The 26,756-nt window shown below is 71.2% G+C and carries 28 protein-coding genes; 20 read left to right on the top strand and 8 right to left on the bottom strand.

What is annotated here, in order from left to right; all coding sequences use genetic code 11:
• Nucleotides 1-17: 17 nt before the first annotated feature.
• Complete coding sequence (locus RPQ07_RS05185; RefSeq protein WP_313942828.1) at nucleotides 18-251, bottom strand: hypothetical protein; 234 nt, start codon at nucleotides 249-251, stop codon at nucleotides 18-20.
• Nucleotides 252-313: 62 nt separating this feature from the next.
• Nucleotides 314-508: an SDR family oxidoreductase gene (locus RPQ07_RS05180; RefSeq protein WP_313942827.1), complete on the bottom strand. Its 195-nt coding sequence runs from the start codon at nucleotides 506-508 to the stop codon at nucleotides 314-316.
• Between RPQ07_RS05180 and RPQ07_RS05175 the strand changes: the two genes are divergently transcribed.
• Entirely contained in the window at nucleotides 498-770 is a 273-nt protein-coding gene (locus tag RPQ07_RS05175; RefSeq protein WP_313942826.1) for a hypothetical protein, read from the top strand. The two genes, RPQ07_RS05180 and RPQ07_RS05175, sit on opposite strands and share 11 nt — an antisense overlap.
• Before the next feature lie 71 nt (nucleotides 771-841).
• On the opposite strand, the gene RPQ07_RS05170 is transcribed toward RPQ07_RS05175, so the two are convergent.
• Together RPQ07_RS05170 and RPQ07_RS05165 are read right to left on the bottom strand one after the other, a co-directional pair.
• A complete protein-coding gene (locus RPQ07_RS05170) occupies nucleotides 842-2,371 on the bottom strand; it encodes an amino acid permease (RefSeq protein ID WP_313942825.1) in 1,530 nt (509 codons plus the stop codon).
• Between the two features lie 98 nt (nucleotides 2,372-2,469).
• Nucleotides 2,470-3,465: a hypothetical protein gene (locus RPQ07_RS05165; RefSeq protein ID WP_313948789.1), complete on the bottom strand. Its 996-nt coding sequence runs from the start codon at nucleotides 3,463-3,465 to the stop codon at nucleotides 2,470-2,472.
• 278 nt (nucleotides 3,466-3,743) lie between these two features.
• Here RPQ07_RS05165 and RPQ07_RS05160 point away from each other — a divergent pair, with 278 nt between their 5' ends.
• The 5 genes from RPQ07_RS05160 to RPQ07_RS05140 all read left to right on the top strand — a co-directional run bounded on the left by RPQ07_RS05160 (nucleotide 3,744) and on the right by RPQ07_RS05140 (nucleotide 10,104).
• Complete coding sequence (locus tag RPQ07_RS05160; RefSeq protein ID WP_313942824.1) at nucleotides 3,744-5,210, top strand: FGGY family carbohydrate kinase; 1,467 nt, start codon at nucleotides 3,744-3,746, stop codon at nucleotides 5,208-5,210.
• Nucleotides 5,207-6,604 carry an FAD-dependent oxidoreductase gene (locus RPQ07_RS05155; protein WP_313942823.1) on the top strand — a complete coding sequence of 466 codons (1,398 nt, stop codon included), beginning with the start codon at nucleotides 5,207-5,209 and terminating at the stop codon, nucleotides 6,602-6,604. The genes RPQ07_RS05160 and RPQ07_RS05155 overlap by 4 nt, the downstream gene beginning before the upstream one ends.
• Nucleotides 6,601-7,809, top strand: a complete 1,209-nt coding sequence (locus RPQ07_RS05150; RefSeq protein ID WP_313942822.1) for an NAD(P)/FAD-dependent oxidoreductase — start codon at nucleotides 6,601-6,603, stop codon at nucleotides 7,807-7,809. Before RPQ07_RS05155 ends, RPQ07_RS05150 begins: the two co-directional genes overlap by 4 nt.
• An 85-nt stretch (nucleotides 7,810-7,894) precedes the next feature.
• Entirely contained in the window at nucleotides 7,895-9,358 is a 1,464-nt protein-coding gene (locus RPQ07_RS05145; protein WP_313942821.1) for a DNA-3-methyladenine glycosylase 2 family protein, read from the top strand.
• Nucleotides 9,355-10,104, top strand: a complete 750-nt coding sequence (locus RPQ07_RS05140; protein WP_313942820.1) for a 2OG-Fe(II) oxygenase — start codon at nucleotides 9,355-9,357, stop codon at nucleotides 10,102-10,104. Before RPQ07_RS05145 ends, RPQ07_RS05140 begins: the two co-directional genes overlap by 4 nt.
• 30 nt (nucleotides 10,105-10,134) lie before the next feature.
• On the opposite strand, the gene RPQ07_RS05135 is transcribed toward RPQ07_RS05140, so the two are convergent.
• Nucleotides 10,135-10,557 carry a DUF350 domain-containing protein gene (locus RPQ07_RS05135; protein ID WP_313948788.1) on the bottom strand — a complete coding sequence of 141 codons (423 nt, stop codon included), beginning with the start codon at nucleotides 10,555-10,557 and terminating at the stop codon, nucleotides 10,135-10,137.
• 208 nt (nucleotides 10,558-10,765) lie between these two features.
• Here RPQ07_RS05135 and RPQ07_RS05130 point away from each other — a divergent pair, with 208 nt between their 5' ends.
• Nucleotides 10,766-11,284 carry a DoxX family protein gene (locus RPQ07_RS05130; protein ID WP_313942819.1) on the top strand — a complete coding sequence of 173 codons (519 nt, stop codon included), beginning with the start codon at nucleotides 10,766-10,768 and terminating at the stop codon, nucleotides 11,282-11,284.
• A 137-nt stretch (nucleotides 11,285-11,421) separates the two neighbouring features.
• Here RPQ07_RS05130 and RPQ07_RS05125 read toward each other — a convergent pair whose 3' ends face one another.
• Entirely contained in the window at nucleotides 11,422-12,405 is a 984-nt protein-coding gene (locus RPQ07_RS05125; RefSeq protein ID WP_313942818.1) for a helix-turn-helix transcriptional regulator, read from the bottom strand.
• 158 nt (nucleotides 12,406-12,563) lie between these two features.
• Between RPQ07_RS05125 and RPQ07_RS05120 the strand changes: the two genes are divergently transcribed.
• Together RPQ07_RS05120 and RPQ07_RS05115 are read left to right on the top strand one after the other, a co-directional pair.
• Nucleotides 12,564-12,998, top strand: a complete 435-nt coding sequence (locus RPQ07_RS05120; protein ID WP_313942817.1) for a VOC family protein — start codon at nucleotides 12,564-12,566, stop codon at nucleotides 12,996-12,998.
• A 139-nt stretch (nucleotides 12,999-13,137) separates the two neighbouring features.
• Nucleotides 13,138-14,235 (top strand): winged helix DNA-binding domain-containing protein, encoded by a 1,098-nt coding sequence (locus tag RPQ07_RS05115; protein ID WP_313942816.1) that lies wholly within the window; start codon nucleotides 13,138-13,140, stop codon nucleotides 14,233-14,235.
• Nucleotides 14,236-14,262: 27 nt separating this feature from the next.
• On the opposite strand, the gene RPQ07_RS05110 is transcribed toward RPQ07_RS05115, so the two are convergent.
• A complete protein-coding gene (locus RPQ07_RS05110) occupies nucleotides 14,263-15,165 on the bottom strand; it encodes a LysR family transcriptional regulator (RefSeq protein ID WP_313942815.1) in 903 nt (300 codons plus the stop codon).
• 132 nt (nucleotides 15,166-15,297) lie between these two features.
• Between RPQ07_RS05110 and RPQ07_RS05105 the strand changes: the two genes are divergently transcribed.
• From RPQ07_RS05105 to RPQ07_RS05085, 5 genes are all read left to right on the top strand, one after another.
• The gene (locus tag RPQ07_RS05105; RefSeq protein ID WP_313942814.1) at nucleotides 15,298-16,149 is read left to right on the top strand and encodes a 3'(2'),5'-bisphosphate nucleotidase CysQ; all 852 of its coding nucleotides are present in this window, start codon (nucleotides 15,298-15,300) and stop codon (nucleotides 16,147-16,149) included.
• Nucleotides 16,150-16,190: 41 nt separating this feature from the next.
• Nucleotides 16,191-16,787 (top strand): NADPH-dependent F420 reductase, encoded by a 597-nt coding sequence (locus RPQ07_RS05100; protein WP_313942812.1) that lies wholly within the window; start codon nucleotides 16,191-16,193, stop codon nucleotides 16,785-16,787.
• 173 nt (nucleotides 16,788-16,960) lie between these two features.
• Nucleotides 16,961-17,422: an aspartate 1-decarboxylase gene (gene panD / locus RPQ07_RS05095; protein ID WP_313942811.1), complete on the top strand. Its 462-nt coding sequence runs from the start codon at nucleotides 16,961-16,963 to the stop codon at nucleotides 17,420-17,422.
• A gap of 73 nt (nucleotides 17,423-17,495) precedes the next feature.
• Complete coding sequence (locus RPQ07_RS05090) at nucleotides 17,496-17,840, top strand: GNAT family N-acetyltransferase (RefSeq protein ID WP_313942810.1); 345 nt, start codon at nucleotides 17,496-17,498, stop codon at nucleotides 17,838-17,840.
• Nucleotides 17,841-17,848: 8 nt separating this feature from the next.
• Nucleotides 17,849-18,481, top strand: coding sequence for an aspartate/glutamate racemase family protein (locus RPQ07_RS05085; RefSeq protein ID WP_313948787.1), 633 nt, complete (start codon nucleotides 17,849-17,851; stop codon nucleotides 18,479-18,481).
• Nucleotides 18,482-18,914: 433 nt separating this feature from the next.
• Here RPQ07_RS05085 and gndA read toward each other — a convergent pair whose 3' ends face one another.
• Nucleotides 18,915-20,357, bottom strand: coding sequence for an NADP-dependent phosphogluconate dehydrogenase (gene gndA / locus RPQ07_RS05080; protein WP_313942809.1), 1,443 nt, complete (start codon nucleotides 20,355-20,357; stop codon nucleotides 18,915-18,917).
• 386 nt (nucleotides 20,358-20,743) lie between these two features.
• On the opposite strand from gndA, the gene RPQ07_RS05075 reads away from it, so the two are divergent.
• The 6 genes from RPQ07_RS05075 to RPQ07_RS05050 all read left to right on the top strand — a co-directional run bounded on the left by RPQ07_RS05075 (nucleotide 20,744) and on the right by RPQ07_RS05050 (nucleotide 26,746).
• Nucleotides 20,744-21,505 carry a DeoR/GlpR family DNA-binding transcription regulator gene (locus RPQ07_RS05075; RefSeq protein WP_313942808.1) on the top strand — a complete coding sequence of 254 codons (762 nt, stop codon included), beginning with the start codon at nucleotides 20,744-20,746 and terminating at the stop codon, nucleotides 21,503-21,505.
• A gap of 133 nt (nucleotides 21,506-21,638) precedes the next feature.
• Nucleotides 21,639-23,000 carry a sugar ABC transporter substrate-binding protein gene (locus RPQ07_RS05070; RefSeq protein WP_313942807.1) on the top strand — a complete coding sequence of 454 codons (1,362 nt, stop codon included), beginning with the start codon at nucleotides 21,639-21,641 and terminating at the stop codon, nucleotides 22,998-23,000.
• Nucleotides 22,997-23,959, top strand: a complete 963-nt coding sequence (locus RPQ07_RS05065) for a sugar ABC transporter permease (protein WP_313942806.1) — start codon at nucleotides 22,997-22,999, stop codon at nucleotides 23,957-23,959. The genes RPQ07_RS05070 and RPQ07_RS05065 overlap by 4 nt, the downstream gene beginning before the upstream one ends.
• A complete protein-coding gene (locus RPQ07_RS05060; RefSeq protein WP_313942805.1) occupies nucleotides 23,956-24,849 on the top strand; it encodes a carbohydrate ABC transporter permease in 894 nt (297 codons plus the stop codon). The genes RPQ07_RS05065 and RPQ07_RS05060 overlap by 4 nt, the downstream gene beginning before the upstream one ends.
• Complete coding sequence (locus RPQ07_RS05055; protein WP_313942804.1) at nucleotides 24,846-25,835, top strand: zinc-dependent alcohol dehydrogenase family protein; 990 nt, start codon at nucleotides 24,846-24,848, stop codon at nucleotides 25,833-25,835. Before RPQ07_RS05060 ends, RPQ07_RS05055 begins: the two co-directional genes overlap by 4 nt.
• Nucleotides 25,832-26,746: a PfkB family carbohydrate kinase gene (locus tag RPQ07_RS05050; RefSeq protein ID WP_313942803.1), complete on the top strand. Its 915-nt coding sequence runs from the start codon at nucleotides 25,832-25,834 to the stop codon at nucleotides 26,744-26,746. Before RPQ07_RS05055 ends, RPQ07_RS05050 begins: the two co-directional genes overlap by 4 nt.
• The last annotated feature ends 10 nt before the right edge of the window (nucleotides 26,747-26,756 follow it).

Raw genomic sequence — 26,756 nt, 5'->3', positions numbered from 1 at the left:
GAGCGTGCCCCGGTGGGTCAGGTCACCCGCTGATCCTCGTACAGCACCGGTTGCAACCTGGCCACCAGCCGGAAGAAGCCGGCCTCGTTCCCCGCCATGCCCAGCGCGTCCAGCGCGTCGTCCGCCTCGGCGATCGGGGCCATCAGCAGCGGCATCGGAACGATGGGCTGCTCCGTGTCGGCGAGCACGGCCCGGGTGGTCTGCAGCAGTCGTACGTACGCCTGCGCCGCCGCGAGTTCGGGATCGGTCATGCCAGTTCCCCCCTAGGAGAGGTGTCGGACCGTCCAGCATCTCGCGCGGCACTGACAATCGATCAGCGGCCGAGTGCCGCACCCCCGTTGATGTGCAGAATCTGGCCGGTCAGATAGGCGGCCTCCGGTGAGGCGGAGTACATCACGAGCGCCGCGATCTCCGAGGGGAGGCCCGGCCGGCCGGTCAGTGTCCGGCGTACGCGGGAGGCGACGAACTCCGGGGTCGCGCGGTCGCCGAAGAACTCCGTGTCCGTCACGAAAGACCGGCTGCGGCTCGACCACCAGTGGAACGGATCGACCGGTGCGCCGCCCGCCGTCACCGACGCCGCCTGGCACGACGTCCGCGTGGTGCACTGCGCCGACAGCGGCGAGATCGCGGTCTATGCCGACGGCTCGAAGCACCCGCTGATGACGGCCGTCGACACGACGTTCGCCGCGGGCCGGGTCGGCTTCGGCTCGTTCGACAACGTGGGCAGCCTGCGGAACCTGAAGGTCTCCGGACAGCGCGCGCGGCAGTAGCCGTCCCGCGGCCCCGCACAGCTGTGGGCCCCGTCCGCCCGGACGGGGCCCACACGGTTGCGGCGGGAGCGTCAGACGATCTGGTCGGAGATCTCCGCCTGCTCACGGGCGGTGCCGTACGACTGCGGTGTGCCGTACGAGCGACGCGCGACGAACCACCACACGGTCGCCAGGACCAGCACCGTGACCAGCGCGATGGAGGCGTAGTTCATCGTGTCGACCGTCACCGGGCTGGACTGCGGCAGGCAGAACAGCACGGTCACACACGCCACCCAGACCACCGCGATCCAGCCGATCGGCTTGCTCCAGCGGCCCAGGCTCCACGGCCCGGGCTCGAAGCGGTCGCCGGCGCGCAGCTTGAGGTAGATCGGGATCGCGTACGCCGGGGTGATACCGATGACGTTGATCGCCGTCACCGCGCCGTAGGCCGTCGTGGAGTAGAGCGAGGGCAGGGCGAGCAGGCAGGCGAAGCCGACCGACAGCCACACCGCGGGGACCGGGGTCTGGGTGCGGCTGCTGACCTTGCGCCAGATGGCCGACCCGGGCAGCGCGTTGTCGCGGCTGAAGGCGAAGACCATCCGACTGGCGGCCGCCACCTCGGCGTTGCCGCAGAACAGCTGCGCCACGATGACCACCAGCAGCAGTGCGGTGGCGCCACCGGTGCCGAGCGCGTCGAGCAGGATCTGCGCCGGCGGCACGCCGGTCGAGCTGTCCAGGGTGCCCGCGTAGTCCTGGATGGCGAACGTCAGACCCGCGAGCAGCGCGAATCCTGCGATCCAGGAGACCCAGATCGAGCGGACGATGCCACGTGCCGCGGAGACGGAGGCGTTGGAGGTCTCCTCCGAGAGGTGGGCCGAGGCGTCGTAGCCGGAGAACGTGTACTGGGCGAGCAGCAGGCCGATCGCCGCCACATAGATCGGGCTGTCCCAGCCGGTGTTGTTGACGAACTCGGTGAAGACGAACTCGGGGGACTGGTGGCTCGACGGCACGATGGCGAGCGCGCCGACGATGATGGCCACACCGCCCAGGTGCCACCACACGCTGACGGAGTTGAGCAGGCTGACCAGCCGTACACCGAAGAGGTTCAAGGTGGCATGGATCAGCAGAATGCATATGAAAATGATCATGGTGGAGCCGGGTGTGGGGTCGAAACCCCACTGAAGATTCAGAAAGGCGCCGGTGAACAGGGCGCAGCCGTAGTCGATACCGGCGATCGCGCCCAGCAGGCCCAGCAGGTTCAGCCAGCCCGTGTACCAGCCCCACTTGCGTCCGCCCAGCCGGTCGGCCATGTAGTAGAGCGCACCGGAGGTCGGGTACGCGCTCGTGACCTCGGCCAGCGCCATACCGACACACAGGACGAACAGGCCGACGCCCGCCCAGCCCCAGAGCATCACCGCCGGGCCACCGGTGTTCAGACCGAAGCCGTACAGCGTCATGCATCCCGACAGGATCGAGATGACGGAGAAGCTGATGGCGAAGTTGCCGAAGCCTCCCATGCGGCGGGCCAGAACCGGCTGGTAGCCCAGTTCCCGCAGCCGCTCCTCCTCGTCCTTGGGCGGCGACTGGTCCGACTTCGACCACCTGGGCGGGGATATGGACATCGTTGTACCTCCGGGGGGAAAGGAAGATGCACTGAGCGGACAGGGCGAAGGGGAGGTGCTGTGGTGCGAGGGGGGACCGGGACGGCGGCAGCGCTCGGCTACGTACCTGCCTCGTGCGCGGCGGCCAGACATCTTCCGCGGGCACGGAGGAAGACTTCCTCGGCCAGGCCCGCGTCGCCGGGACTCTGGGTGCGGTACGACCAGGGCGGTGCCGTGTAGTACGGGCCCAACGCCTCGAACACCCGCGCGGCCTCGGCGAACTGGCCCGAGCCCCACAGCGCGTGGGCGAGGTGGTTGAGGTCGAGCAGCGAGGACAGGGCCGGGTTCACATGGTCGAACCAGCCGTCCAGCGCGCGCGTGGCCTCCCGGGTGGCGTCGTCCGTCACCCAGTGCAGGTCCAGCGCCCGCTCATGCCCGTTGTCGCGGCGGTAGCGCTCGACACGGACATAGAGCGGAAGGGCGAGGAGAGCGGAACCGGTCGGGGCGGCGGAGGACGCCCACTGGACGAAGTTGACCGCCTCCGACAGATGCCCGCCCGACTTGCGGGCGTACACGAACTGCAGCATGCGGTGGTACGCCTCGCGGTTGTGCGGGTCCCGTTTGTGGGCCTCCGACAGCAGGCCCCACGGTCCGGGGAAGAGCATGGGGCCCGGCGGGATCTGCCGGTGCTCCTCCAGCCGCTGCTTCTCGTCGAGTTGGGCCAGGGCCAGCAGACACACCCACGGCACCGGGTCGTCGGGCCCCTGGTGGGCGGCGATCCGGCACGCCTCCCAGGCCTCGTGCCACAGGTCCTGGGTGCGCTGGTGCTGTTCGCGGTGGGCCCGCAGCGCCCGTTCGACGGAGATCCGGCAGTGCATCACGGTCGCGGCGAGGGAGTGGGGTTCCTCGGCCCGCCATGCCTGTACGGCGTCGGAACCGGCCGCCACCGCGGCGAGGACCTGTGTCCGCTGCGTCCAAAGGCCCCAGTCGGAGGTCGAGGCCAGCAGGTTCCGCATGGATAACCAGCGTCCGGTGCGTAAGTCCTGCATGGCGGCGCGCAGTTCATTGTCGTGACCCGCCGGGTGGTACACCGGGCGGTTCTGGTCCTGGGCCATCAGCGCGTAGCCGCCGCCGTCGGTGTCCAACGGCGCGGATGTCGCATTCTGGGCGTCATGGGTCCTCTTGGGACAGTGGGGGGTTGGGACCGGAATGGAGTGGTCGCTCCACGGCCCGTAGTTTCGCCGATCTTACTCAACTGTTCGATGACGACAAGAAGTTGATGAAGTATCGGTCCGTGGACAGTTTCGATCGTTACTTGACGACCGACGTGCCCTGATCCAGGCTTCTTGCGTCCACGATCAAGGTTTCCTTCCAGCGAGGGGCGGGGTGGCCGATGACCGGCCCGGTGCTTGCCGTCGACCAGGGCACTTCCGGCACGAAAGCGCTGGTCATCTGCCCCGAACGCGGAGTGATCGGCACCGGATCGGCGGCGGTGGAACCCCGCTACGGCGCGGGTGGCAGCGTCGAGGTCGACCCGATGAGCCTGCTGACATCCGTGGTCGACGCGGGCCGCCAGGCCCTCGCCGACGCCGGGGAACCGGTCCACGCGGTCGGGCTCGCCAACCAGGGCGAGACGGTGCTGGCCTGGGATCCCGTGAGGGGCGATCCGCTCACCGACGCCATCGTCTGGCAGGACCGGCGGGCGGAGCCGCTGTGCGAGGAACTCGCCCCGCACGCCGATGAACTGACCCGGCTGACCGGCCTGCCCCTCGACCCCTACTTCGCCGCGCCCAAGATGGCGTGGATACGCCGTGAACGCACCCGGGACGGCGTCGTCACCACCAGCGACGCCTGGCTGGTCCACCGGCTCACGGGCGCCTTCGTCACCGATGCGGCGACCGCCGGCCGTACCCAGCTCCTCGACCTCGACAAGGTCGCCTGGTCGCCGGAGGCGCTCGGCATCTTCGGCCTGGACGGCGAACGGATGCCGGAGGTCGTCGACGCGGACGGACCCGTCGGCATCACCACCGCCTTCGGCGACGGCATCCCGCTGACCGGGCTCCTCGTCGACCAGCAGGCGGCCCTCCTCGCGCAGAGCGTCACCGAGCCCGGCAGCGCCAAGTGCACGTACGGCACGGGGGCGTTCCTGCTCGCGCAGACCGGATCGAGCCCGCGCCGCACCGGCAGCGGCCTGGTCAGCTGTGTCGCCTGGCGGCTGGGCGGACACACCAGCTACTGCCTCGACGGACAGGTCTACACGGCCGCGTCCGCCGTCCGCTGGCTCACCGATCTGGGGGTGATCGCGGGCGCGGCCGACCTGGACCCGGTGGGCTCGTCCGTACCGGACAGCGGTGGTGTCACCTTCGTCCCGGCGTTCGCCGGACTCGCCGCCCCGTGGTGGCGGGGCGACCTGCGCGGCTCACTCACCGGACTCGGACTCGACACCGGTCCCGGGCATCTCGTGCGTGCGCTCTGCGAAGGCATCGCCGCCCAGGTGGCCGAACTGACCGACGCGGTCGCCGCCGACCTCGGCCGGCCACTGACCGGCCTGCGGGTGGACGGCGGACTGACCCGCTCCGCGCTGCTGATGCAGACCCAGGCCGATCTGCTGCAACTGCCGGTGGAGGTATCGGCGTTGCCCGATGTCACCGCGCTCGGTGTCGGCGCCGTCGCCCGGCTCGGCATGGACGCCGCACTGACCACCGACCAGGTGGTACCGGCCTGGCGGCCCTCCGCCGTCTACGAACCGAGGATCAGTGCCTCGCAGGCGGCCGAACGCCTCGGCCGGTTCCGCGGTGAGGTGTCCGCGCTGCTGGACCGTACGCCCATGGCCGGGGGAGCGGGGACGGCGGGCGCATGACCGTCACCACCGCCGGCGAACTGCCGGACTCGCTCTACGACGTGATCGTCGTCGGCGCCGGAGTCGTCGGATCGGCCATCGCCCGCGAGCTCGCCCGCCGCCGGCTGCGTACCGCCTTCGTGGACGCCTCCGACGACGTCGGCAACGGAACCTCCAAGGCCAACACGGCGATCCTGCACACCGGTTTCGACGCCGTGCCCGGTTCGCTGGAAGCCCGGCTCGTACGCGACGGACAGCGCCGGCTCGCGGCCTACGCGGCCGAGGCCGGTATCCCCGTCGAACCGATCGGCGCCCTGCTCGTCGCCTGGGACCGGACGCAGCTGGACGCGCTGCCGGCGCTCGCAGCCAAAGCCGAACGCAACGGCTACCACGACGCCCGCCTGATCGACGCCGACGAGGTGCGCCGCCGCGAACCGCACCTCGGCCCCGGCGCACTGGGCGCACTCGACGTTCCCGGCGAGAGCATCATCTGCCCGTGGACGACCACCCTCGCCTACGCCACCCAGGCCGTCCGCGGCGGCGTCGATCTGCATCTCAACTGCCGGGTGCAGAGCATCACCGGCACCACCCACCATGAACTGGCCACCAGCCGCGGTCTGTTGCGCACCCGCTTCCTCGTCAACGCCGCCGGACTGTACGCCGACGAACTCGACCGGCAGCTCGGCCACGACACCTTCACCGTCACCCCGCGCCGCGGTCAGCTCATCGTCTTCGACAAGTTCGCCCGCCCTCTGGTCCGCCACATTCTGCTCCCGGTGCCGACCGCCCTCGGCAAGGGCGTGCTCGTGTCCCCGACCGTGTACGGCAATGTGATGCTCGGACCGACCGCCGAGGACCTGGACGACAAGCAGGCCACCGGCTCCACGGCCGAAGGACTCGCGCTGCTGCGCGAGCAGGGCCGGCGGATCCTGCCGGAGCTGGTGACCGAGGAGGTCACCGCCGTCTACGCCGGACTGCGCGCCGCCACCGAGCACGACGACTACCAGGTGCGCGCCCACGCACGACAGCGGTACATCACCGTGGGAGGAATCCGTTCCACCGGCCTGACCGCGTCCATGGCCATCGCCGCGTACGTCATGGACCTTCTGTCCGACGTCGGACTCGACCCCGGTCCCGCCCACGACCTGGAACCGGTGCGGATGCCGAACCTCGGCGAGGCGTTTCCGCGCCCCTGGCAGCAGGCCGAGCTCATCGCCGCCGACCCGGCGTACGGCACCCTCGTCTGCCACTGCGAACGCGTCTCCCTCGGAGAGATACGCGACGCGCTGGACAGCACCGTCCCACCCGGCTCCCTGGACGGACTGCGCCGGCGGACCCGGGCCCGCGGTGGCCGCTGTCAGGGATTCTTCTGCGGGCCCGCGGTGCGCTCCCTGTTCGAGGAGGGGCGGCGATGACGGTACGCACGGTCGACGTCCTCGTCGTCGGGGCGGGCCCGGCCGGGCTCGCCGCGGCCACCCGCCTGGCCGCCGCCGGAGCGGGCCGGGTCGAGGTCGTCGAACGTGAGCAGCAGGCCGGCGGCATCCCGCGCCACTGCTGCCATGGCGGCTTCGGGCTCCGCGATCTGCAGCGGCCGCTCAGCGGCCCCGAGTACGCCCGCCGGCTCGTCCACGGCGCCGTACGCTCCGGCGCCCGGCTGCGCACCGGCGTCACCGTCACCGGCTGGGCGGGCCCGCGCACCCTGGAGACGGTCGGACCGGCAGGCCCGGAGACCGTCTCGGCACGGGCCGTGGTTCTCGCCACCGGAGCCCGTGAACGTTCGCGCAGCGCACGGCTCGTCCCCGGCACCCGGCCCGCGGGCGTCCTCACCACCGGCGAACTCCAGCAGGCCGTCCATCTGCACGACCAGTGGGTCGGCAGCCGCGCGGTCGTCGTCGGCGCGGAACCGGTCGCCTTCTCCGCGGTACGCACCTTGCGCGCGAGCGGCGCCGAGACCGTCGCCATGGTCACCGAACAGCCCCGCACCCGCGTGCCGTCCCTGCGCCGGCCCGTCCCCCTGCTGGCCAGGACACACATCGTCGAACTGCTCGGCCGGCGCCGGCTGACCGGCGTGCGGCTGCGTCACGAGGACGGGCGGACCACCACCCTCGGCTGCGACACGATCGTGTTCACCGGCGACTGGATCCCCGACCACGAACTGGCCAGACGCGGCGGGATCGCGCTCGACGCGGGCACCCGCGGACCGGCCGTCGACACCGCCTTCCGCACGGCCGAACCCGGTGTTTTCGCCGCGGGAAATCTGCTGCACGGCGGTGAGCGGGCCGGCATCGCCGCCGAGGAGGGCAGCGCCGCCGCGGAGGACGTGCTGCGCCATATCGCGGGCGAGCCGTGGCCGGGCCCCGGGCTGCCCGTACGGGTCGACGCCCCGCTGCTGTGGGCCGTGCCGAACATCGTCCGCCCGCACGGTCCCCGGCCGGTGCGGTTCGTCCTGCGCCCCTCGACACCGCTGGCACCACCGCGCGTGCTGGTCAGCCAGGACGGCCGGGTACTGCACCGGCAGCAGCTGCTGATGCCCGCCCGGCCCGGGCGCCCGCTGCATCTGCGAGCCGGCCGGCTCGATGGCCTGGACCCCGAGGGCGGCCCGGTGCTGATCAGCCTCTGACGGCCCGAGAGCTCGTCCGAGCCTGCCGAACGTGACGTCCGAATTCCGCCAGCCCGGCTGCCGGGGCCGTGCCCATACTGGCCGTATGACGATCGAGGACAGCAGGTACGAGGCGGTGAGCAGCCGGGACGCCCGGTTCGACGGCGTCTTCTTCTTCGCCGTCTCCACCACCGGGATCTACTGCCGGCCGAGCTGCCCGGCGATCACCCCCAAGCGCCGGAACGTGACCTTCTACCGCACGGCGGCGGCCGCCCAGGGCGCGGGCTACCGCGCCTGCCGCCGCTGCCGGCCCGACGCGGTACCGGGCTCCGCCGAGTGGAACGCCCGCGCCGACGTCGTGGGCCGAGCGATGCGGCTGATCGGCGACGGGATCGTCGACCGTGAGGGTGTGGCGGGGCTCGCCGGCCGACTGGGCTACAGCGCCCGTCAGGTGCAACGGCAGCTCAACGCCGAGCTCGGCGCCGGCCCCATCGCGCTGGCCCGGGCCCAACGCGGCCACACCGCCCGCGTACTGCTCCAGACGACGACCCTCCAGGCCGCGGAGATCGCCTTTGCCGCCGGATTCGCCAGTGTCAGGCAATTCAACGACACCATGCGCGAGATCTACGCGGCGACGCCCAGCGAGATCCGCTCCGCCCGCCCCGGGCGCGCCTCACGCTTCGGACCCGTCGCGGCGGCGAACGGCCGCGCCGGCGTGCCTCTTCGACTCGCCCACCGCGGCCCCTACGCCTCCGTCGAGGTCTTCGATCACCTCGCCGCCCGTGCCGTTCCCGGAATCGAGGAGATCGTCGGCGAACGCGGGTCCCGGACCTACCGGCGCACCCTGCGGCTGCCCAGCGGCGCCGGAGTGGCCGAAATCGGTGAACAGCCGGGCGCTGGCGGCTGGCTGGAGTGCCGGCTGCATCTGACCGATCTGCGCGACCTGACGACGGCCACCCAGCGCGTGCGCCGCCTGTTCGACCTGGACGCGGACCCGTGCGCGGTGGCCGAACGCCTGGGAGCGGACCCGGCGCTGGCGCCCCTGGTCGCCGCGCGCCCCGGACTGCGCGCCCCCGGAGCGGCCGACCCGCACGAGCTCGCCGTACGCGCCGTGCTCGGCCACCGGGCGACGACCGAGGAGGGACGCCGACGCGGCCACGCGCTCGTCGTGGCACACGGCAGTCCCCTGTGCGAACCGAGCGGCGGACTCACCCATCTCTTCCCGGACACCGCCACCTTGGCGGGCGCCGACCTCGACGATCTCGACCTGCCCGACGCGCGGCGGGCCGCCCTGCGCACCCTCACCACCGCCCTCGCCGACGGCTCGGTGACCCTCGACCCCGGTGCCGACCGGGACGACGCCGAACGCCGACTGCTCGCCCTGCCGGGCATCGACCGCTGGACGGCCGGCTACATCCGGATGCGGGCCCTGGGCGACCCCGACGTCCTCCTCACCGAGGACCCGGCCGTCCGCGCGGGCATGCGCCGGGCGGGCGCCCAGGCGTCCGACCCCGAGGCGTGGCGGCCGTGGAGTTCGTACGCCATGCACCACTTCTGGAGCACACCATGACCGTGCGGAGCACCGAAGCCCTCGCTGCCGAAGCAGCGTTTCCCACCGAAGCAGGGTTTCCCGCGACGGACTGGGCGGCACTCGCGGAGGAGATCGACGCATACGGCTGCGCCCTGACGCCGCGCATCCTGGATCCGGCCGAGCGCCGCGCGATCGCCGCCCTCTGGGACGAGCCCGAGCACTTCAGGTCCACGGTCGACATGGCCCGCCACCGGTTCGGCTCCGGCACCTATCGCTACTTCTCCGACCCTCTGCCGCCGACCGTCCGGGCACTGCGCGCAGCGTTCTACCCGCGGCTGCTGCCGATCGCCCGCGCCTGGGCCGAGCGCCTGGGCCGGCCGGCACCCTGGCCCGACGAGCTGGACGACTGGCCGGCGATCTGCCACGAGGCCGGCCAGACGAAGTCCTCGCAGATCCTGCTGCGTTACGGACCCGGCGACTGGAACGCCCTGCACCGTGACGTCTTCGGCGAAGCGGTCTTCCCGTTGCAGGTGGCCATCGGCCTCGACCGGCCCGGTACCGACTACACGGGCGGCGAGTTCCTCCTCGTCGAACAGCGGCCCCGGGCGCAGTCCCGCGGCACGGCGACCCTGCTGGAGCAGGGCCGCGCCCTGATCTTCACCACCCGCGACCGCCCGGTCCGCTCCAGCCGCGGCTGGTCGGCGTCACCGGTACGGCACGGGGTGAGCGCGATCAGGTCGGGGGAGCGGCACACCCTGGGACTCGTTTTCCACGACGCGTCGTAGCGAGTCCGCCCATCCCTCCCTGCGTGCGCGTCAGGCGATCGACGCGGAGATGATCGCCGACACCGCCAGATTGCAGGAGGCGGTCACCCACACCGCCGGATGCGGCTCCGGCTCCACGAGGGTCGCGCCCAGCTTGCCCGGCGTCACCAGGTCCACCACCAGGAACGCGACCGCCATCATCACCAGACCGAGGAGGCCGAACGCGGCCGTCGAGGCGAGGCCCTTGCCGAAGTGGTCGTACGTCGTCCAGATCGAGGTGAACACGATGCCGCCGATACCGAGGAGCGCGGAGCTCAGCAGCAGCGCGGCATTGCGGTTGCGGTCCTCCCATATCTGACGGCCGAGCTTGCCCGGCGTCAGCAGGTCGATCAGGACGATCCCGAGGATCAGGAGGACCACACCGAGTGCGCCGTACGCGGTCGCGCGGCCAAGTCCGTTGACGATGTCGCTCATTGAGGGGCCGGTCTCCGTGTCGATGAGGTTGATGCCGGTCAAGGGCGCGCAAAATCTACCGCACGGCCCGCGGAGCGGATCAGGCACCCATGTCACCCGTATGGAGTAGCAGTACCGAGGGTGGGCGGCCGGGCGGGACGAGAGTGGTCACATGCGCCTCCGCGGCGGCGCCCCACCCTTCGCGCCCCACCGGCACCGGGAGACACTCATGGCCCGCCTCAACCGACGTGACCTCGGACTGCTCGCCCTGCGCCTCGGCACCGCAACGGTGCTCGTGGCGCACGGATCGCAGAAGCTGTTCGGCTGGTTCGGCGGCCCAGGCATCGAGGGCACGGCCCAGGGCATGGAGGCCATGGGCTACCACCCCGGCCGCCAGAGCGCGATCGCCGCCGGGGTGGGAGAGACGGGCGGCGGCGTGCTGCTCGCCCTGGGCCTCGCCACACCGGCGGCCGGAGCGGCCGCGGCGGGAGCGATGGCCGGCGCGGTGGCGGTCCACGCCCCCGCGGGGTTCTTCGCCCAGGAGGGCGGCTTCGAATACCCGGCCTTCCTCGGCTTCACCGCGGCTACGGTGGGCCTCACCGGCCCGGGCCGCTACTCCCTCGACCACGCCAGCGGGCACCTGTTCGACCGGGGCTGGACGCTGGCGGCGGCGTTCGTGGGGAGCGCGGTGGGGGCGGCGATGGTGGTGGGGAGGCGGGCGAAGGGACGGGGGGCTGTGGAGTCGTAGGCGAGCCGGTACACAACTCCCCGCTGGTGAGTGCGCCGAGCTGTTCCCCGGCGCAGCGAGTACGAGCGCGCGCCCGGGCGACGTCCAGGAAGCCTGGGCCGTCTTTCGCGTGAGCCGGCGCAGCACCCCGCCGCCTGTCACGGCGCGGTCGTGCCGGCCGCCTTGGAGAAGCGGGTGGCGAGGCGGGCGAACGCGCTCTTGAGCTCGGGCGGGCCGACCACCTCGATGTCCGCGTCGAAGCGGCTGACGGCGGCGGCCAGACCGGTCCATGACCATGAGCCGAGGACGAGCCGGCAGCGGTCGGGCGCGAGTGCCTCGGCGATTCCGTCCTGGGCGAAGGGCGCGACGGCGGTGGCAGGGAGGTTGAGGATCACTTCGCCTCGGCACGGCCAATCGCTGCCGTCGCTGCCGTCGCTGCCGCGGAAGCGGTTGGTGATGAACGCGGAAACGGTGCCACCGGGAAGTTCGCGCGGTACGAAGCGGGGGCCCGTGGGCGTGCGGGGGCGTATGCGGTCGACGCGGAAGGTCCGCCAGTCGTCGCGGTCCAGGTCCCAGGCCGCGAGGTACCAGCGGCCGCGCCAGGTGACCAGGTGGTGCGGTTGGACCCGCCGGGGTTCCTCGGTGGCGGTTGCCGGCCCCTGGCCGTAGTCGAAGCGGAGTTCCACGTGTGCGTGGATGGCGGTGCTCAGCTCCACGAAGGTCTGAGGGTCGACCTGAGCGGTGTCCTCCTTTTCGGGTGGGTGTACGGCGGTGACGCTCACCGTGTCTGTGCGGTGCCGTAGTCGTGGTGGCATGACCTGCCGGATGGTGCCGAGGGCCCGTGCTGCGTCATCGGCGACGGCGTCCCCGGCTGCGACGGATTGCAGGGCCACCGTGAGTGCCACGGCTTGGCCGTCGTCGAACAGCAGCGGAGGCAGATGCGCGCCTGCGCCGAGACGGTATCCGCCGGAGGGTCCCTTGACGGCGGTGATCGGATACCCGAGGTCGCGCAGGCGGTCGATGTCGCGGCGCACCGTGCGCGGAGTGACGTCGAGCCGCTCGGCGAGGTTCTCGCCGGACCAGGCGCGGCGCGTCCGAAGCAGCGAGAGCAGCGCGAGCAGTCGCGAGGAAGTTGTCTGCACCGACGTCATGGTGCCCGCAGTAGAGGACACATCCTGTCCGCTACCCGTGGAACGGTGGCGACCGAGCCGCCGAGGGTGCGCCGCCCTGGTCAGGGCACCCCTTCCGGGGCTCGGTCAGTGCGTTGCCGCGCACATCCGTCCGTCAAAAGGGAGCAGCCATGTCCGTCATGACCACCACCCACCTGAACTTCCGGGGCGCCGCGCGTGAGGCGCTGGGGTTCTACCAGTCCGTCTTCGGCGGACGCGGCGTCACCGTCACGTACAAGGACGCCGGCAACGTCCAGGGCGAGAACGAGGCGGACTGGGTGATGTGGGGTGAGGTGGTGGGGGAGAACGGTTTCCGCGTCATGGCCTACGACGTGCCGTCACAACTCGCCTGGAACCAAGGGGAGAACCCGTTCTTCGCCTCCGTGCGCGGTGACGATGCCGACGAGATCAGCGCCTTGTGGCAGAAGCTGGCGCAGGGTTCGACAGTGGTGCGACCCCTGGAGGCCGCGCCGTGGGCGCCGCTCTACGGCATGCTCACCGACCGCTTCGGCGTGACCTGGGTCCTGGACGTCACTGCTCCGTACGACGCTCCGCACAACGGCTGATCCGCTCCGGCTCGGCTCATGGCAGTCAGGGCCGGCCACGCCACCGTGGCCGGCCCCGGGACAGAAGGGAGGGGCCAGGTCGCCGTACCCGCACGGCAGTTGTGTCTGTCGGCCGGGTACGAGGTGGCCTGGGAACACCATGACGGTACTCGGCACACGTGCTCTCAACCGCGCGACACTCGCTCGTCAGTACCTGCTCGACCGTGCGGACACGTCCGTGTGCGATGCCGTGGCGCACCTGTGCGGCTTGCAGGCGCAGGAGCCTCAGGAACCGTTCGTCGGACTGTGGTCCAGGTTGCGCGCCTTCGAGCCCACCGAACTGGACGAAGCGCTGACGGGCGCTGATGTCGTCCGCACGCACCTGATGCGCCGCACCGTCCATCTCGTCACCGCCGAGGACGCGCTGGCCTGGCGGGCCCGCCATGAACCGATGCTGTGCCAGCGCGTGTTGGCCACATACCGGCACGAACTCGCGGGCATCGACCTGGACGAGGTGGCCGCGGCCGGCCGTGCGGTCATGGCCGACGAACGGCCCCGCACCATGGCCCAACTCGTCCAGGCACTCGAAGACCGCTGGCCGGGCCCGCCGCGCCGGGCGCTGGGGGAACTGCTCGTGGCCGCCCTGATCCCGATGGTGCAGCTCCCGCCTCGCGGTCTGTGGCGGACGACCGCCGGTGTGCGCAATCTGCCGCTGGCCACCTGGCTCGGCCGCGACGTGGATCCGCTCCCCTCCGACGGGAACGATCCGGTCGGGCAGCAGCTGGTGCGACGCTATCTCGCCGCCTACGGGCCTGCTGCCTCGGCGGACCTGCGTTCCTGGTGCGGTCTCGCGGGACTTCCCGCAGCAGTCGGAGCCCTCCGGGAGGAGCTCGTCGCCTTCCGTGACGAACGCGGCCGCGAGCTCCTCGATCTGCCCGACGCGCCACGCCCCGATCCGGACACTCCCGCCCCCGTGCGCTTCCTCCCGGCGTTCGACAACGCGATCCTCGGCTACCGCGACCGCAGCCGCATCATCGACGACGCCCACCTCGGCCTGTCGGTCACGGGTCACCGCGTCGTGCTCGTCGACGGCCGGGTCCGAGCCACCTGGACCGTGCGCGACAAGCACCTGCACGTCACTCTGCTCCGGCCTCTCGCCGCTTCGGAGCGCGAGGCCGTGAGCGCCGAAGCCGATGCCCTGACCGCCTTCTTGGACCAGGACATCAGCGGCGTGGACATCACCGAGACCGACGGCTGAGCGTGGTGCTCCGCGGCGGTTCCGTGGTCAATGTGCCGCCTCAGTCAGCGCGGCTCGCGCCAGATTGCGCAGCCACGCATGTGCGGGGTCGGTGTCGTAGCGCTGATGCCAGGACAAGTACACCGGAGCCGGCGGAAGTTCGAACGGCAGGGGGAGAAGCACCAGCCCGAGGTCCGCGGCCGTTGAGCGGGTTGTCGATTCGGGGGCGGTGACCAGCAGGTCGGAGTCACGCACGAAGCTCAGGCCGGCCGCTTCGGTCGGCGCGGTCGCCACCACACGTCGTGTGAGTCCGAGCTGCGCCAGAGCGCCGTCGAGTGCGTTGTCGAACCTTCCGCGTCTCGAGATGGTGATGTGCTCGGCCTCGGCGTACCGGGCGAGGGTGACGGCCTTGGCGCGGGCGAGCGGATGGTCCGGGCGTACGACGACGACGTGCCCGGTCTCGGCGAGGAGCTCGCCGCGAATGTCGGACTGCGTCGGGCGGTTCGCGTTGGCCTCGAGGTCGACTTCGCCGCGGCGCAACTCAGGCGTGTCGGTGCTCGATTCAGCGATGAAACGCAACCGAACGCCCGGTGCCTGCTTTCGTACTTCCGCGAGCAGTGCGGGGCCGCCGAGCCCGACGAGAGAGTCGTGCCAGCGCAGGGTGAACGTCCGCTCGAGTGTCGTGAGATCGAGTTCTCGGCTGGGCGCCAGCACGCTCTGGACCTGCTGGAGCAGCTCGTGGACCTGCTCCCGAACGGCGATGGCGTACGGAGTCGGGGTCATGGTCCGCCCGGTGCGCACCAGGATCTGATCACCCGTTGTTCTCCGGATCCGGCCGAGACTCCGGCTCATCGCCGGTGCCGTCACGTGCAGGCGCTCGGCCGCGCCGGCGACGCTTCCTTCATCGAGGAGCGCGTCGAGGGCGGCGAGCAGGTTCAGATCCAGTTGCATGCGAGTCACTCTAGCCGTGCTTTACATGCACTTGAGGTTAACGATGCGCGCCCATACCTTCGATGTGCGGGGCGCGGAGATCGTCGATCACGCCCTCGCCCTCATCACCCCTGCTGAGTTGGGAGTACAGCCATGTCCGAATCGATTCAGAGCACCGGTGGCACCGGTGGCACCGGTAGTGCCGTAGTTGCCGATGCGGCGTCCGACGCCGATCTGCTGGCGCAGACCGCGATCGCCGTGGAGGCTGCGGGCTCGGTGCTGCGAGAGCGGTTCGGCGGCGTGGTCCGCCACCGGACGCGCGAGGAGCTGATGCGCGCGCTCGCCGCCAATGACGAAGCGGCCCTCGATGTTCTGCGTCCGCGCCTCACGTTCCTGCGCCCCGGCGCCCGTTGGGTCGAGGAAGAGCTCGACGGCGGGGCTCTGCCCGCCGGTGAATGGTGGGTCGTCGATCCGGCCGAGGGCAACGTCAACCACCTGCACGGTCTGCCGGATTGGGCGGTCACCGCCACACTCGTGCGCGAGAACCAGCCGGTGCTGACCGCTGTCCATCTGCCGTTGACCGGTGAGACCTACACCGCGCTCGCGGGCGGTGGCGCCCACCTCGACGGCCGCCCGTTGCACGTTTCCGAGACCACGGACCTCGGACTCGGCCTGGTGGCCACGAGCCAGGCCAGGCCGGACGAGGACGAAGCCGTCACACGGCGCATCGGCGCCTCGATCACGGCGATGCTGCTCGACGCGCTCGTGGTGCGGACGTCAGTGCCCGCAACCCTGCACCTGCTGAACGTGGCCGCCGGCCGGATCGACGCCTTCTGGCAGTTCGCCGGCGCCCGGGCGGACCTGCTTCCCGGCGCGTTGCTCGTCTCCGAGGCCGGCGGGCGGATCTCCGACGCCGAGGGCCGCCCGTGGACGACACAGAGCGAGAGCCTGCTGGCCGCCGCACCCGGTGTGCACACCGACGCTGTCGCCACGCTCTCCCGCTGACCACCGTTGAGATCCAGTAGCACCGAAAGGACCAGATCGACATGACCAAGATCGCCGTACTCGGAAACGGCCGCGTCGGCGGCAGCCTGTCCGCAGCCCTGAGCCGGGCCGGGCATCAGGTGACCGTCGCGGACCGCTCGCCGGGCGCCGCGGCCGACGCTGCCCGAGCGGCGCGGATCGTCATCAACGCGACGCCGGGCGCCGGCTCGCTGGAACGGCTTCTCGCTCTGCGGGAGGCGCTGGAGGGCAAGATCCTCATGGATGTCTCCAACGCCACCGTCGACGGACCGGACGGACTCCCCGCCGACCTGATCTACCCCGGCTCGAGCCTCGGGAGGCAACTCCAGGAAGCGCTCCCCGGCACGCGCGTGGTCAAGACGCTCAACACCATGCTCTACACCGTGATGACCGCGCCGGCGGCACTCTCCCAATCGCCCACCGCCTTCCTCTCCGGTGACGACGAGGAGGCGAAGCGGGTCGTCCAAGGGCTCCTCGAAGACCTCGGCTGGCAGCGGGACTGGATCACGGACCTCGGCGGGATCGAGACCGCGCAGGCCGTCGAGGCCGCGGTCCTGTTCGTCCCTCACGTGATGCGTTCCGGCGGGTTCGCGCCCTTCGCCGTCTCGATCGCTCGCTGACAAGGGCGAGGGCGAGGGCTGCGCGGTGATCCTGGAGGTGGCAGCCGTCCGTGCCCGTCCAGGCCCGCAAATCCCGGCTGGCCCTGCCCTGGCGCGCGACTGGCGGGTAAGGTATGCGCACAGCCCTTGACCTGCAAGAACGCAGGCAGGGAGCCTACTTGCAGGAGCACCCCATGCTGCGCACCATGTTCAAGTCCAAGATTCACCGTGCCACCGTGACCCAGGCCGATCTGCACTACGTCGGATCCGTCACCGTCGACCGCGATCTCATGGACGCCGCCGACCTCCTTCCCGGCGAGCTCGTCCACATCGTCGACATCACCAACGGCGCCCGCCTCGAGACCTATGTCATCGAGGGTGAACGGGGCTCCGGAGTCATCGGGATCAACGGCGCCGCCGCCCATCTCGTCCACCCCGGGGACCTCGTCATCCTGATCAGCTACGCCCAGGTCGACGACGCCGAGGCGCGTGCGCTCGTGCCCGCCGTCGTACATGTGGACGCGCGCAACCGCATCATCGAGCTCGGCTCGGACGCCGCCGCGCCCGTGCCCGGCAGCGGCACCGAGCGCAGTCCCCACGCCGCCGCGCCCGTGCCCGGCAGCCGCACCCAGCGCAGCCCCCACGCCGTAACATGATCGCCCGTCAGACAGCAGACCCGTCAGACGGCAACCACAGCAGAAGCTGATCCGAGCGAGGGAGCCCGCCGCCATGTCCGAGCCCGACATCCGCGACAACCGGTCGAAGGGCCTCCTCGAGGCCTATGAGGACGGCCAGGTCACCGGGCACATCGCCTACTTCACCCTGGACGCGGTGCCGCCGGCCCTCGTCGCGGTGCACACCATCGTCGAACCGGAGCACGAGGGCAAGGGCATCGCGAGCGCCCTGGTGCGTGAGCTGTTCCGGATCGCCGAGCGGGAGGGCGTGCCCGTCGTGACGCTCTGCCCGTACGCCGCCCGCTGGGTGCAGAAGCACCCCGACGAGGGCCCCACGCCCCCGTCCGAACTGGTCGTGGCCGCCGAGGACCAGTTGAAGGCGAACCCCGACCTCTGGTGAGCGAGAACATGCTGGCCCTGCTCCACACCTCCCCGGTCCACGTGCCGGTCTTCGACTCCCTGCGGGACGCCGACCACCCCGGCGTCCCGCTGCGCCACTACGTGCGGGAAGAGCTGTTGTCCCGTGCGGTGGCCCAGGGACCCGACGCCGTCGGCGCGGACGTCGCCGCCGTGCTCGAGGAGGCCGTGGCGGGCGGGGCGAGGGCCGTGCTGTGCACCTGTTCCACGATCGGATCAGTCGCCGAGAGGCAAGCGGTAGGGACCGGCGTACCCGTGCTGCGGGTCGACCGGCCGATGGCCGCCGCGGCGGCGGCTCACCAGCGCGTCGTGGTGGTCGCCGCCCTGCACAGCACCCTGGAGCCCACCGCCTCGCTCATCCGTGAGGAGGCCGCCGGGCGCCGTGTCGACCTGCGGACCGTTCTGGCCGGCGAGGCCTGGGAGCACTTCCTCGCGGGTGATCGCGAGCGGTATCTCGACCGGGTGGCCGCCGAGGTCGACGCCGTGCGGGACGCCGATGTCGTCGTGCTGGCCCAGGCGTCGATGGCGGACGCCGCCGCCCGTACGACAACCGCTCTCCCCGTCCTGTCCAGCCCTCGCCCGGGCCTGCGGGCGGCCGTGGGAGCGGCACGTTCCGGATCTTGAGGCGTGTGGACCCGGCGCGCGTGGGCAGGCGGAGCACGAGACATTGGGAAGGCACGACTCCGAACCCTGGAGGTCAGGCATGACCCAGCCGCCCGTTCCGCCGTCACCCGTCCCCTCGCCGGGACCGCCCGGCCCGACACCGGGCCCCCTGCCCGGTCCCGTGCCGGTGCCCTCGCCCCCGCCGGGGCCGGCGCCCGACCCGATTCCGAAGCCGCCGGGCCCCGACCCGGACCCGTCGCCGGAGCCCGAACCCGCGCCAGGCCCCGCGTGAGAAACCGGGCGAGCAAACGCCCGGCCCCGCGTGAGAACCGGGAAGCACACGCCCGGCCCGGCGTACGAAGCCGTAGAAGACCAGGCGTGACAGACAGAGAACCCGCACCGGGCCCGGCCGAAAGGCACGGGCCCGGTGGGCTGAGCAGCGGCTGTCGCGGCGTCAGTCGGTGCCGACCTCGGAGCGGTCGCCACCCCAGAGGGTGTGGAACGAGCCCTCCCGGTCCACGCGCCGGTAGGTGTGCGCACCGAAGAAGTCCCGCTGCGCCTGGGTGAGCGCGGCAGGCAGCCGGTCGGCCCGCAGCGCGTCGTAGTACGCGAGAGCCGCCGAGAAACCGGGCGTGGGCACGCCCTGGTGCGCCGCCGTCGCGACCACATCGCGCCAGTCGTCCTGCGCCGAGCCGATCTCCGAGGCGAACTCCTTGTCCGACAGCAGGCTCGGCAGGTCCCGCTGGGTGTCGTACGCGGCACGGATCCGGTCCAGGAACGCGGCCCGGATGATGCAGCCCGCCCGCCAGATCGCCGCGACGGAGCCGAGGTCGATGTTCCAGTCGTAGGCATCACTGCCCGCCTGGATCTGGTGGAAGCCCTGGGTGTACGACACGATCTTGGACGCGTAGAGGGCCTGCTCCACCTGGTCGGCGAAGCGCGAGGCCTCCTCGTCGCTCAGCGCACGGGGCGTCGGGCCGGGCAGCCCGCGCGAGGCCGCGCGCAGATCCGCGTGCCCCGACAGCGACCGGGCGAAGACCGCCTCGGCGATACCGGAGACCGGCACACCGAGGTCGAGCGCGATCTGCACGGTCCAGCGGCCCGTGCCCTTCTGCTCGGCCTGGTCGGTGACGATGTCGACGAACGGCTTTCCGGTGGCGGCGTCCGTGTGGGCCAGCACCTCCGCCGTGATCTCGATCAGATACGAGTCCAGCCGGCCCGTGTTCCAGGTCCTGAACGTCTCGGCGATCTGCGCGGGGGAGTAGCCCGCGACCGACCGCAGCAGGTGGTACGCCTCGGCGATCAGCTGCATGTCGGCGTACTCGATGCCGTTGTGCACCATCTTCACGAAGTGACCGGCACCGTCGGGGCCCATGTGGGCCACCGTCGGGGTGCCGTCGGGCGCCTTCGCCGCGATCTTCTCCAGCATCGGACCCAGCGTCGCGTACGACTCGGCCGAGCCGCCCGGCATGATGCTCGGCCCGTGCAGCGCGCCCTCCTCGCCGCCGGAGATGCCGGTACCGACGAAGTGGATGCCGCGCTCGCGCAGCTCCTTCTCCCGGCGCCGGGTGTCCGCGAAGTGGGCGTTGCCGCCGTCGATGATGACGTCGCCCTCCTCCAGAAGCGGCGCGAACTCCTCGATCACCGCGTCCGTGGGGTCACCGGCCTTGACCATGATGACCAGGCGGCGCGGCCGCTCCAGCGCCGCGACGAACTCCTCCGCCGACTCGGCGGGGACGAACGTGCCCTCGTCGCCGAACTCCTCCACCAGCGCCCGTGTCTTCGTCGCTGTGCGGTTGTGCACGGCGACGGTGAAGCCGTTGCGCGCGAAGTTACGGGCGAGGTTGCGCCCCATCACCGCGAGCCCGGTGACACCGATCTGGGCTGTACCACTCATACGTGTGCTCCTGGAAGTCCGTCGGAGAATCCATGTCCGCGCCTACGCATACGTACGGGCGGACCCAGCCATTCATCGATTTTCCAGCCCTCCGGAGCTCACCGCATTCCGGGTCCCGAAGGGGTGTGCGGCTCCAGTCTCCGCCCTCGGGCGCCGTTCGGACTCGGCAGGGGGGCCAAGCGGGCACGGCCGGGGCCCGCGATCCCCGTGCCCGGCGCCGCGACCAGCGCGGATCGCGTCGGGGAAACGGGCGCATACGGGCACACGGGATTCAGCGAAGAGCCTGGTCGAGCGGCCGGGACTGCTTGTACAAACGACGCATGGGCCCGAACGGACTTCGGACCCGGCGCGCAACAGTGCACGGAGCGGAAACAGGGAAGTGTGTCGTGGACACCGAGGAACGCCGACGGGGAATTCTCGACACGGCCCGACGGGACGGGTCGGTCGATGTCACCGCTCTCGCGGGTCTCTTCCGAGTGGCCAAGGAGACCATCAGGCGCGATCTGCACGTCCTGGAGGAGCACGGCCTCGTGCGGCGCACCCACGGCGGGGCGTACCCCGTCGAGTCCGCCGGGTTCGAGACCACCCTCGCCGTGCGCACCACCCGTCATGTGCCGCAGAAGTCACGGATCGCGGCCGCGGCCGCCGATCTGCTGGGTGACGCGGAAACCGTCTTCGTCGACGAGGGCTTCACCCCGCAGCTCGTCGCGGAGGCACTGCCGAGGGACCGGCCGCTGACCGTGGTCACCGCGTCCCTCGCGGTCGCGACCGTCCTCGCGGACGCCGAGAAGATCGCCGTACTCCTCCTCGGCGGCCGGGTGCGCGGCGGCACCATGGCCACCGTCGACCACTGGGCCACCCGGATGCTCGCCGACTTCGTCATCGACCTGGCGTACGTCGGCGCGAACGGGATCTCCCGCGAGTACGGACTGACCACCCCCGACCCGGCCGTCAGCGAGGTCAAGGCGCAGGCCATGCGCAGCTCACGACGGCGGGTGTTCACCGGAATCCACACGAAGTTCGGCGCGGTCAGCTTCTGCCGCTTCGCCGACGTCGGTGACTTCGAGGCCATCGTCACCGACGCCGCCCTGCCCTCCGCCGAGGCCCAGCGCTACTCACTCCTCGGCCCCCAGGTCGTCCGCGTCTGAGGAGGACCCCTCCTCCGGCCTCCCCTCCAGTCCCCACACATGTCGCGTCCAGCCCCCGTCACCGGCCGGGGGACGGGCCGGCCATGCCCCGCACCACCGATCACCGAGCCGCTACGACTGATCAGGAGAACTCATGCCCCACCACCGACGACGACGGGGAATCCGCGTACGTGCGGGCGCGGGCACGGCAGCGATGGCACTCCTCGCGGCAGGCTGCGCCGGAGCGGGCGGCACCTCCTTCGGGGGCGGCGACGCGCTCAACGTCCTGATGGTGAACAACCCGCAGATGGTCGAGCTGCAGAAGCTCACCAAGAAGCACTTCACCGAGGAGACCGGTATCAAGGTCAACTTCACGGTGCTCCCGGAGAACGACGTCCGCGACAAGATCAGCCAGGACTTCTCCAACCAGGCGGGTCAGTACGACATCGCCACCATCAGCAACTTCGAGGTGCCCTTCTTCGCGAAGAACGGCTGGCTGCACCCGCTGGACGAGTACGCCCGGGCCGACACCGCCTTCGACCAGCAGGACATCCTCGAGCCGCTGCGGGACTCCCTGACCGCCGAGGACGGCAGGCTCTACGCCGAGCCCTTCTACGGCGAGTCGTCCTTCCTCATGTACCGCAAGGACGTCTTCGCGAAGAAGGGCCTGACGATGCCGCCGAAACCGACCTGGCAGCAGGTCGCCGACCTCGCCGCGAAGGCGGACGGGGCCGAGCGCGGTATGAAGGGCATCTGTCTGCGCGGCCTGCCCGGCTGGGGCGAGGTCATCGCCCCGCTGACCACCGTGGTCAACACCATGGGCGGCACCTGGTTCACCGAGGACTGGGAACCGAAGCTCACCTCACCGGAGTTCAAGAAGGCCACCGAGTTCTATGTGAACCTGGTCCGCGAACACGGGGAGCTGGGCGCACCTCAGTCCGGCTACGCCGAGTGCCTCAACAACATGACGCAGGGCAAGACGGCGATGTGGTACGACGCCACCGCCGGCGCCGGATCGCTGGAGGCGTCGGGCTCCCCGGTGAAGGGGAAGATCGGATACGTACCGGCCCCGGTCGAGCGCACCAAGAGCTCCGGCTGGCTCTACACCTGGGCCTGGGGCATGCAGAAGGCCTCCAAGAAGTCCGACGACGCCTGGGAGTTCATCTCCTGGGCCTCCGGAAAGGACTACGAGGCCCTCGTCGGCGGGACGAGCGGCTGGGCGAACGTGCCCGCGGGCAAACGGGCGTCGACCTACGCCAACCCCGACTACCGCAAGGAAGCCGGTGCGTTCGCCGACGTCACCGAGCAGGCCATCTCCAGTGCCGACCCGAAGAACCCCGGCACCCAGCCCCGGCCGACCGCCGGGATCCAGTTCGTCGGCGTACCCGAGTTCACCGATCTCGGCACCAAGGTCGCCCAGGAGATCAGTGCCGCCATCGCCGGCCGCCAGTCCGTGGACAAGGCCCTCTCCGCCTCCCAGAAGCTGGCCGAGAAGGTCGCCGAGGAGTACCGATGACCACATCGATCAGCCGGCCGGCCCTGTCGCGCCGTCCCGCCGTGGCGCGAACCGGAAAGAGCGGCCGGGCCCGCGCATGGGCCACTCGCGCCCCGCTGCTGCCCGCCCTCATCTTCTTGATCGCCGTCACCCAACTGCCGTTCGTGGCAACCCTGGTGATCTCGCTCTTCGACTGGAACTCCCTCAGCCCGGACAAGCGCCACTTCACGGGCCTGTCCAACTACGCCTCCGTCGTCACCGACCCGGCGCTGCGGGACTCCGTCATCACGACCGTGGTGCTGACGGTGGCCGTCGTCCTCGTCACCGTGGTCCTCGGCCTGCTCTTCGCCCTCCTCCTGGACCGCACCTTCTTCGGCCGGGGCATGGTGCGCACACTGCTCATCACGCCCTTCCTCATCGTGCCGATCTCCGCCGCCCTGCTGTGGAAGCACGCGCTCTACAACCCGGAGTACGGGCTGCTGAACGGAGCGCTCACCTGGGTCGGCGACCTGTTCGGGATCGAGAGCATGTCGCAGCCGGACTGGATCTCCGGCATGCCGCTCCTCGCTGTCGAGGCGGCGCTGGTGTGGCAGTGGACCCCGTTCATGATGCTGATCCTGCTCGCGGGTCTGCAGAGCCGGCCCGCCGAGATGATGGAGGCCGCGCGGCTGGACGGCGCGAGCAGCTGGCAGACCTTCCGCTATCTGACACTGCCGCATCTGCGTCGCTACCTCGAACTCGGCGTCCTGCTCGGCTCCGTGTACATCGTGCAGAACTTCGACGCGGTGTTCACCATCACCTCCGGCGGACTGGGCACCGCCAACCTCCCCTACACGATCTACGAGACCTTCTACCGAGCCCACGAGTACGGGCTGGCGTCCGCCGCGGGAGTCGTCGTGGTGATCGGCACCATGATCATCGCGACCTTCGCTCTCCGGGTGGTCTCCTCCCTCTTCCGCGAGGAGGCGAATCGCGCATGAGCGCTGCCACCACCACTGAGCCCGCGGCCACCGGCCGTACACCCCAACTGCCGCCCGCGGCGCGGAAGGCCGGACGGCGTTCCGCGGCACTCGGAGTCGTCGCCTGGATCGTCGGGCTCGCCTTCTGCCTGCCCGCGCTGTGGATGGTGCTGACCTCGCTGCACTCCGAGGCCGACGCCGCCACCAACCCGCCGTCGCTCGCCGCCTCGCTGACACTGGACGGCTACCGCCAGTTCTTCGGCGGCGGAGGCGGCCCGACCCCCTGGCCACCCCTGATCAACTCCCTGTCCGCGTCACTGTTCTCGACCGTCCTGGTGCTCGTCCTCGCGTTGCCGGCCGCCTACGCCCTGTCCATCCGGCGGGTCCGCAAGTGGACCGACGTGATGTTCTTCTTCCTCTCCACGAAGATGCTGCCCGTCGTCGCCGGACTGCTGCCCGTCTATCTGTTCGCGAAGAACGCCGGGATGCTGGACAACATCTGGCTGCTCGTCATCCTCTACACCTCGATGAATCTGCCGATCGCGGTGTGGATGATGCAGTCCTTCCTCGCCGACGTGCCGGTCTCCATCATCGAGGCCGCCCAGGTGGACGGCGCCCGGCTGCCCACCGTGCTGGCCCGGGTCGTCGCGCCCGTCGCCGGGCCGGGTATCGCGGCCACCGCCCTGATCTGCTTCATCTTCAGCTGGAACGAGCTGTTGTTCGCACGGGTGCTCACCGGCGTCGTCGCCCAGACGGCACCCGTCTACCTGACCGGATTCGTCACCAGCCAGGGCCTCTTCCTCGCCCAGCTGTGCGCCGCCTCCGTCATCGTGTCCCTGCCGGTGCTCGCCGCCGGCTACGCCGCCCAGGACAAGCTCGTTCAGGGCCTCTCGCTTGGAGCAGTCAAATGAGGGCAGCGATCGTCGAAGCCCCCGGCAAGGTCTCGGTCACGACGGTTCCCGACCCCACCCCCGGGCCCCGCGAGGTCGTCGTCGACGTCGCCTCCTGCGGGCTGTGTGGCACCGATCTGCACATCCTCCAGGGCGAGTTCGCACCGACGCTGCCGATCGTGCCCGGCCACGAGTTCGCCGGTGAGGTCGTCGGTATCGGCGCCGATGTCACCGAACTGGCCGTCGGGGACAAGGTCGCCGTCGATCCGTCGCTGCACTGCCACGAGTGCCGCTACTGCCGGTCCGGACGCGGCAATCTCTGCGACCGGTGGGCCGCCATCGGGGTCACCGTCCCCGGCGGCGCGGCCGAGTACGCCGTCGCACCGGTCGCCAACTGTGTACGGCTGCCGGACCATATCGACGTCCACGACGCGGCCCTCATCGAGCCGCTGTCCTGCGCGGTGCGCGGCTACGACGTGCTCAACAGCACGCTCGCCGCCGAGGTGCTGATCTACGGCTCCGGCACCATGGGCCTGATGATGCTGGAGCTCGCCAAACGCACCGGCGCCGCATCCGTCGACGTCCTCGACGTCAACCCCGAACGCCTCGCCACCGCGGGCCTGCTCGGCTGCTCACGGACGGCATCCGGCGCGGACGCGCTGGACCGGCCGGGCGGCTGGGACGTCGTCATCGACGCCACGGGCAACGCCGGAGCCATTCAGGACGGCCTCGGCCGCGTCGCCAAGGGAGGCACCTTCCTCCAGTTCGGGGTCGCCGACTACGCGACGACCGCCGTCATCGAGCCCTACCGGATCTACAACCAGGAGATCACCATCACCGGTTCGATGGCGGTGCTCCACAGCTACGAGAGGGCCGCGGCCCTCTTCGCGGCCGGCGTGCTCGACCCGTCCGTCTTCATCAGCGACCGGCTGCCCCTGGAGCGGTACCCGCAGGCGATCGAACGCTTCCAGGCCGGCATCGGGCGCAAGATCGTGGTGGAGCCGTGACCGGCGGGTCCGCTGCGGTCCTCGTCGTCGGCGAGGCGCTGATCGACCTCGTCCCGGTGCCCGGTGAGCCCGGCGTGCTGCGTGCCCAGCCGGGCGGCGCGCCCGCCAATGTGGCGGTCGGCCTCGCCCTGCTCGGCCGGCGGGTCTGCTTCGCCGGAGGTCTCGGCGACGACGGCTTCGGACGGTCCGTGGAGCAGTGGCTGACCGGTGCGGGCGTCGACCTCGGGCTCAGTGCGAGGGCGGACCTCCCGACGGCGCTCGCGGTCGCCGACCCGGGCAGCAGCGGCAATGCCTACCACTTCCACCTCGAGGACACGGCGACCTTCCGGCTGCCGCGGCCGGCCGAGGAGGCGGCCCGGTTCGGCGCCGTGTACGTGGGCGGGCTCGCGGCGGTCGTCGAACCCGCGGCGAGGGCGGTCGCCGCCGTCGCACAGGAGGCGGCACGGCACTCGCTGCTGGTGGTCGACCCCAATGTGCGCGAGGACCGGACCGTCGACGCCGTCCGCGGTCTGCGACGGCTGCGGGACCTGTGCGCCCTCGCGCATGTCGTGAAGGCCAGCGACGAGGACCTGGTGCGGCTCTGGCCGGACACCGACCCGGACCGGAGCTGCCGCAGGCTGGCGGACGAGGGCCGGCTGGTGGTGGTGACCCGCGGGGCGCAGGGCGCGACCGCGTATGTGCCCGGCGGGGAACCCGTCTCCGTCCCGGCGGTTCCCGTCGAGGTGGTCAACACCATCGGCGCGGGCGACGCGTTCATGACCGGGATCCTGGCCTGGCTGGGCGCCGAGCGGGGCTGGGACCGTGCGCTCTCGCCGTCGTCCGCCAGGGCGATGCTGGAGTTCGCCTCCCAGGTCGCCGCCTCCGTCTGCGCCAGGACGGGGACCGAGCCCACGGCCCCGGCCGCTGTGTGACCCGGCCGGA

Source organism: Streptomyces sp. AM8-1-1 (genome assembly GCF_032229325.1).
GTDB classification, from domain to species: domain Bacteria; phylum Actinomycetota; class Actinomycetes; order Streptomycetales; family Streptomycetaceae; genus Streptomyces; species Streptomyces achmelvichensis.
The sequence above is the reverse complement of the archived record's forward strand: the minus strand, read 5'-3'. Positions and strand labels throughout refer to the sequence as shown.

Coding starts and splice junctions, on each gene's coding strand:
- RPQ07_RS05185 (WP_313942828.1), bottom strand. CDS start 251: ATGACCGATCCCGAACTCGCGGCGGCGCAGGCGTACGTACGACTGCTG.
- RPQ07_RS05170 (WP_313942825.1), bottom strand. CDS start 2,371: ATGTCCATATCCCCGCCCAGGTGGTCGAAGTCGGACCAGTCGCCGCCC.
- RPQ07_RS05165 (WP_313948789.1), bottom strand. CDS start 3,465: ATGGCCCAGGACCAGAACCGCCCGGTGTACCACCCGGCGGGTCACGAC.
- RPQ07_RS05160 (WP_313942824.1), top strand. CDS start 3,744: ATGACCGGCCCGGTGCTTGCCGTCGACCAGGGCACTTCCGGCACGAAA.
- RPQ07_RS05155 (WP_313942823.1), top strand. CDS start 5,207: ATGACCGTCACCACCGCCGGCGAACTGCCGGACTCGCTCTACGACGTG.
- RPQ07_RS05150 (WP_313942822.1), top strand. CDS start 6,601: ATGACGGTACGCACGGTCGACGTCCTCGTCGTCGGGGCGGGCCCGGCC.
- RPQ07_RS05145 (WP_313942821.1), top strand. CDS start 7,895: ATGACGATCGAGGACAGCAGGTACGAGGCGGTGAGCAGCCGGGACGCC.
- RPQ07_RS05140 (WP_313942820.1), top strand. CDS start 9,355: ATGACCGTGCGGAGCACCGAAGCCCTCGCTGCCGAAGCAGCGTTTCCC.
- RPQ07_RS05135 (WP_313948788.1), bottom strand. CDS start 10,557: ATGAGCGACATCGTCAACGGACTTGGCCGCGCGACCGCGTACGGCGCA.
- RPQ07_RS05130 (WP_313942819.1), top strand. CDS start 10,766: ATGGCCCGCCTCAACCGACGTGACCTCGGACTGCTCGCCCTGCGCCTC.
- RPQ07_RS05120 (WP_313942817.1), top strand. CDS start 12,564: ATGTCCGTCATGACCACCACCCACCTGAACTTCCGGGGCGCCGCGCGT.
- RPQ07_RS05115 (WP_313942816.1), top strand. CDS start 13,138: ATGACGGTACTCGGCACACGTGCTCTCAACCGCGCGACACTCGCTCGT.
- RPQ07_RS05110 (WP_313942815.1), bottom strand. CDS start 15,165: ATGCAACTGGATCTGAACCTGCTCGCCGCCCTCGACGCGCTCCTCGAT.
- RPQ07_RS05105 (WP_313942814.1), top strand. CDS start 15,298: ATGTCCGAATCGATTCAGAGCACCGGTGGCACCGGTGGCACCGGTAGT.
- RPQ07_RS05100 (WP_313942812.1), top strand. CDS start 16,191: ATGACCAAGATCGCCGTACTCGGAAACGGCCGCGTCGGCGGCAGCCTG.
- panD (WP_313942811.1), top strand. CDS start 16,961: ATGCTGCGCACCATGTTCAAGTCCAAGATTCACCGTGCCACCGTGACC.
- RPQ07_RS05090 (WP_313942810.1), top strand. CDS start 17,496: ATGTCCGAGCCCGACATCCGCGACAACCGGTCGAAGGGCCTCCTCGAG.
- RPQ07_RS05085 (WP_313948787.1), top strand. CDS start 17,849: ATGCTGGCCCTGCTCCACACCTCCCCGGTCCACGTGCCGGTCTTCGAC.
- gndA (WP_313942809.1), bottom strand. CDS start 20,357: ATGAGTGGTACAGCCCAGATCGGTGTCACCGGGCTCGCGGTGATGGGG.
- RPQ07_RS05070 (WP_313942807.1), top strand. CDS start 21,639: ATGCCCCACCACCGACGACGACGGGGAATCCGCGTACGTGCGGGCGCG.
- RPQ07_RS05065 (WP_313942806.1), top strand. CDS start 22,997: ATGACCACATCGATCAGCCGGCCGGCCCTGTCGCGCCGTCCCGCCGTG.
- RPQ07_RS05060 (WP_313942805.1), top strand. CDS start 23,956: ATGAGCGCTGCCACCACCACTGAGCCCGCGGCCACCGGCCGTACACCC.
- RPQ07_RS05055 (WP_313942804.1), top strand. CDS start 24,846: ATGAGGGCAGCGATCGTCGAAGCCCCCGGCAAGGTCTCGGTCACGACG.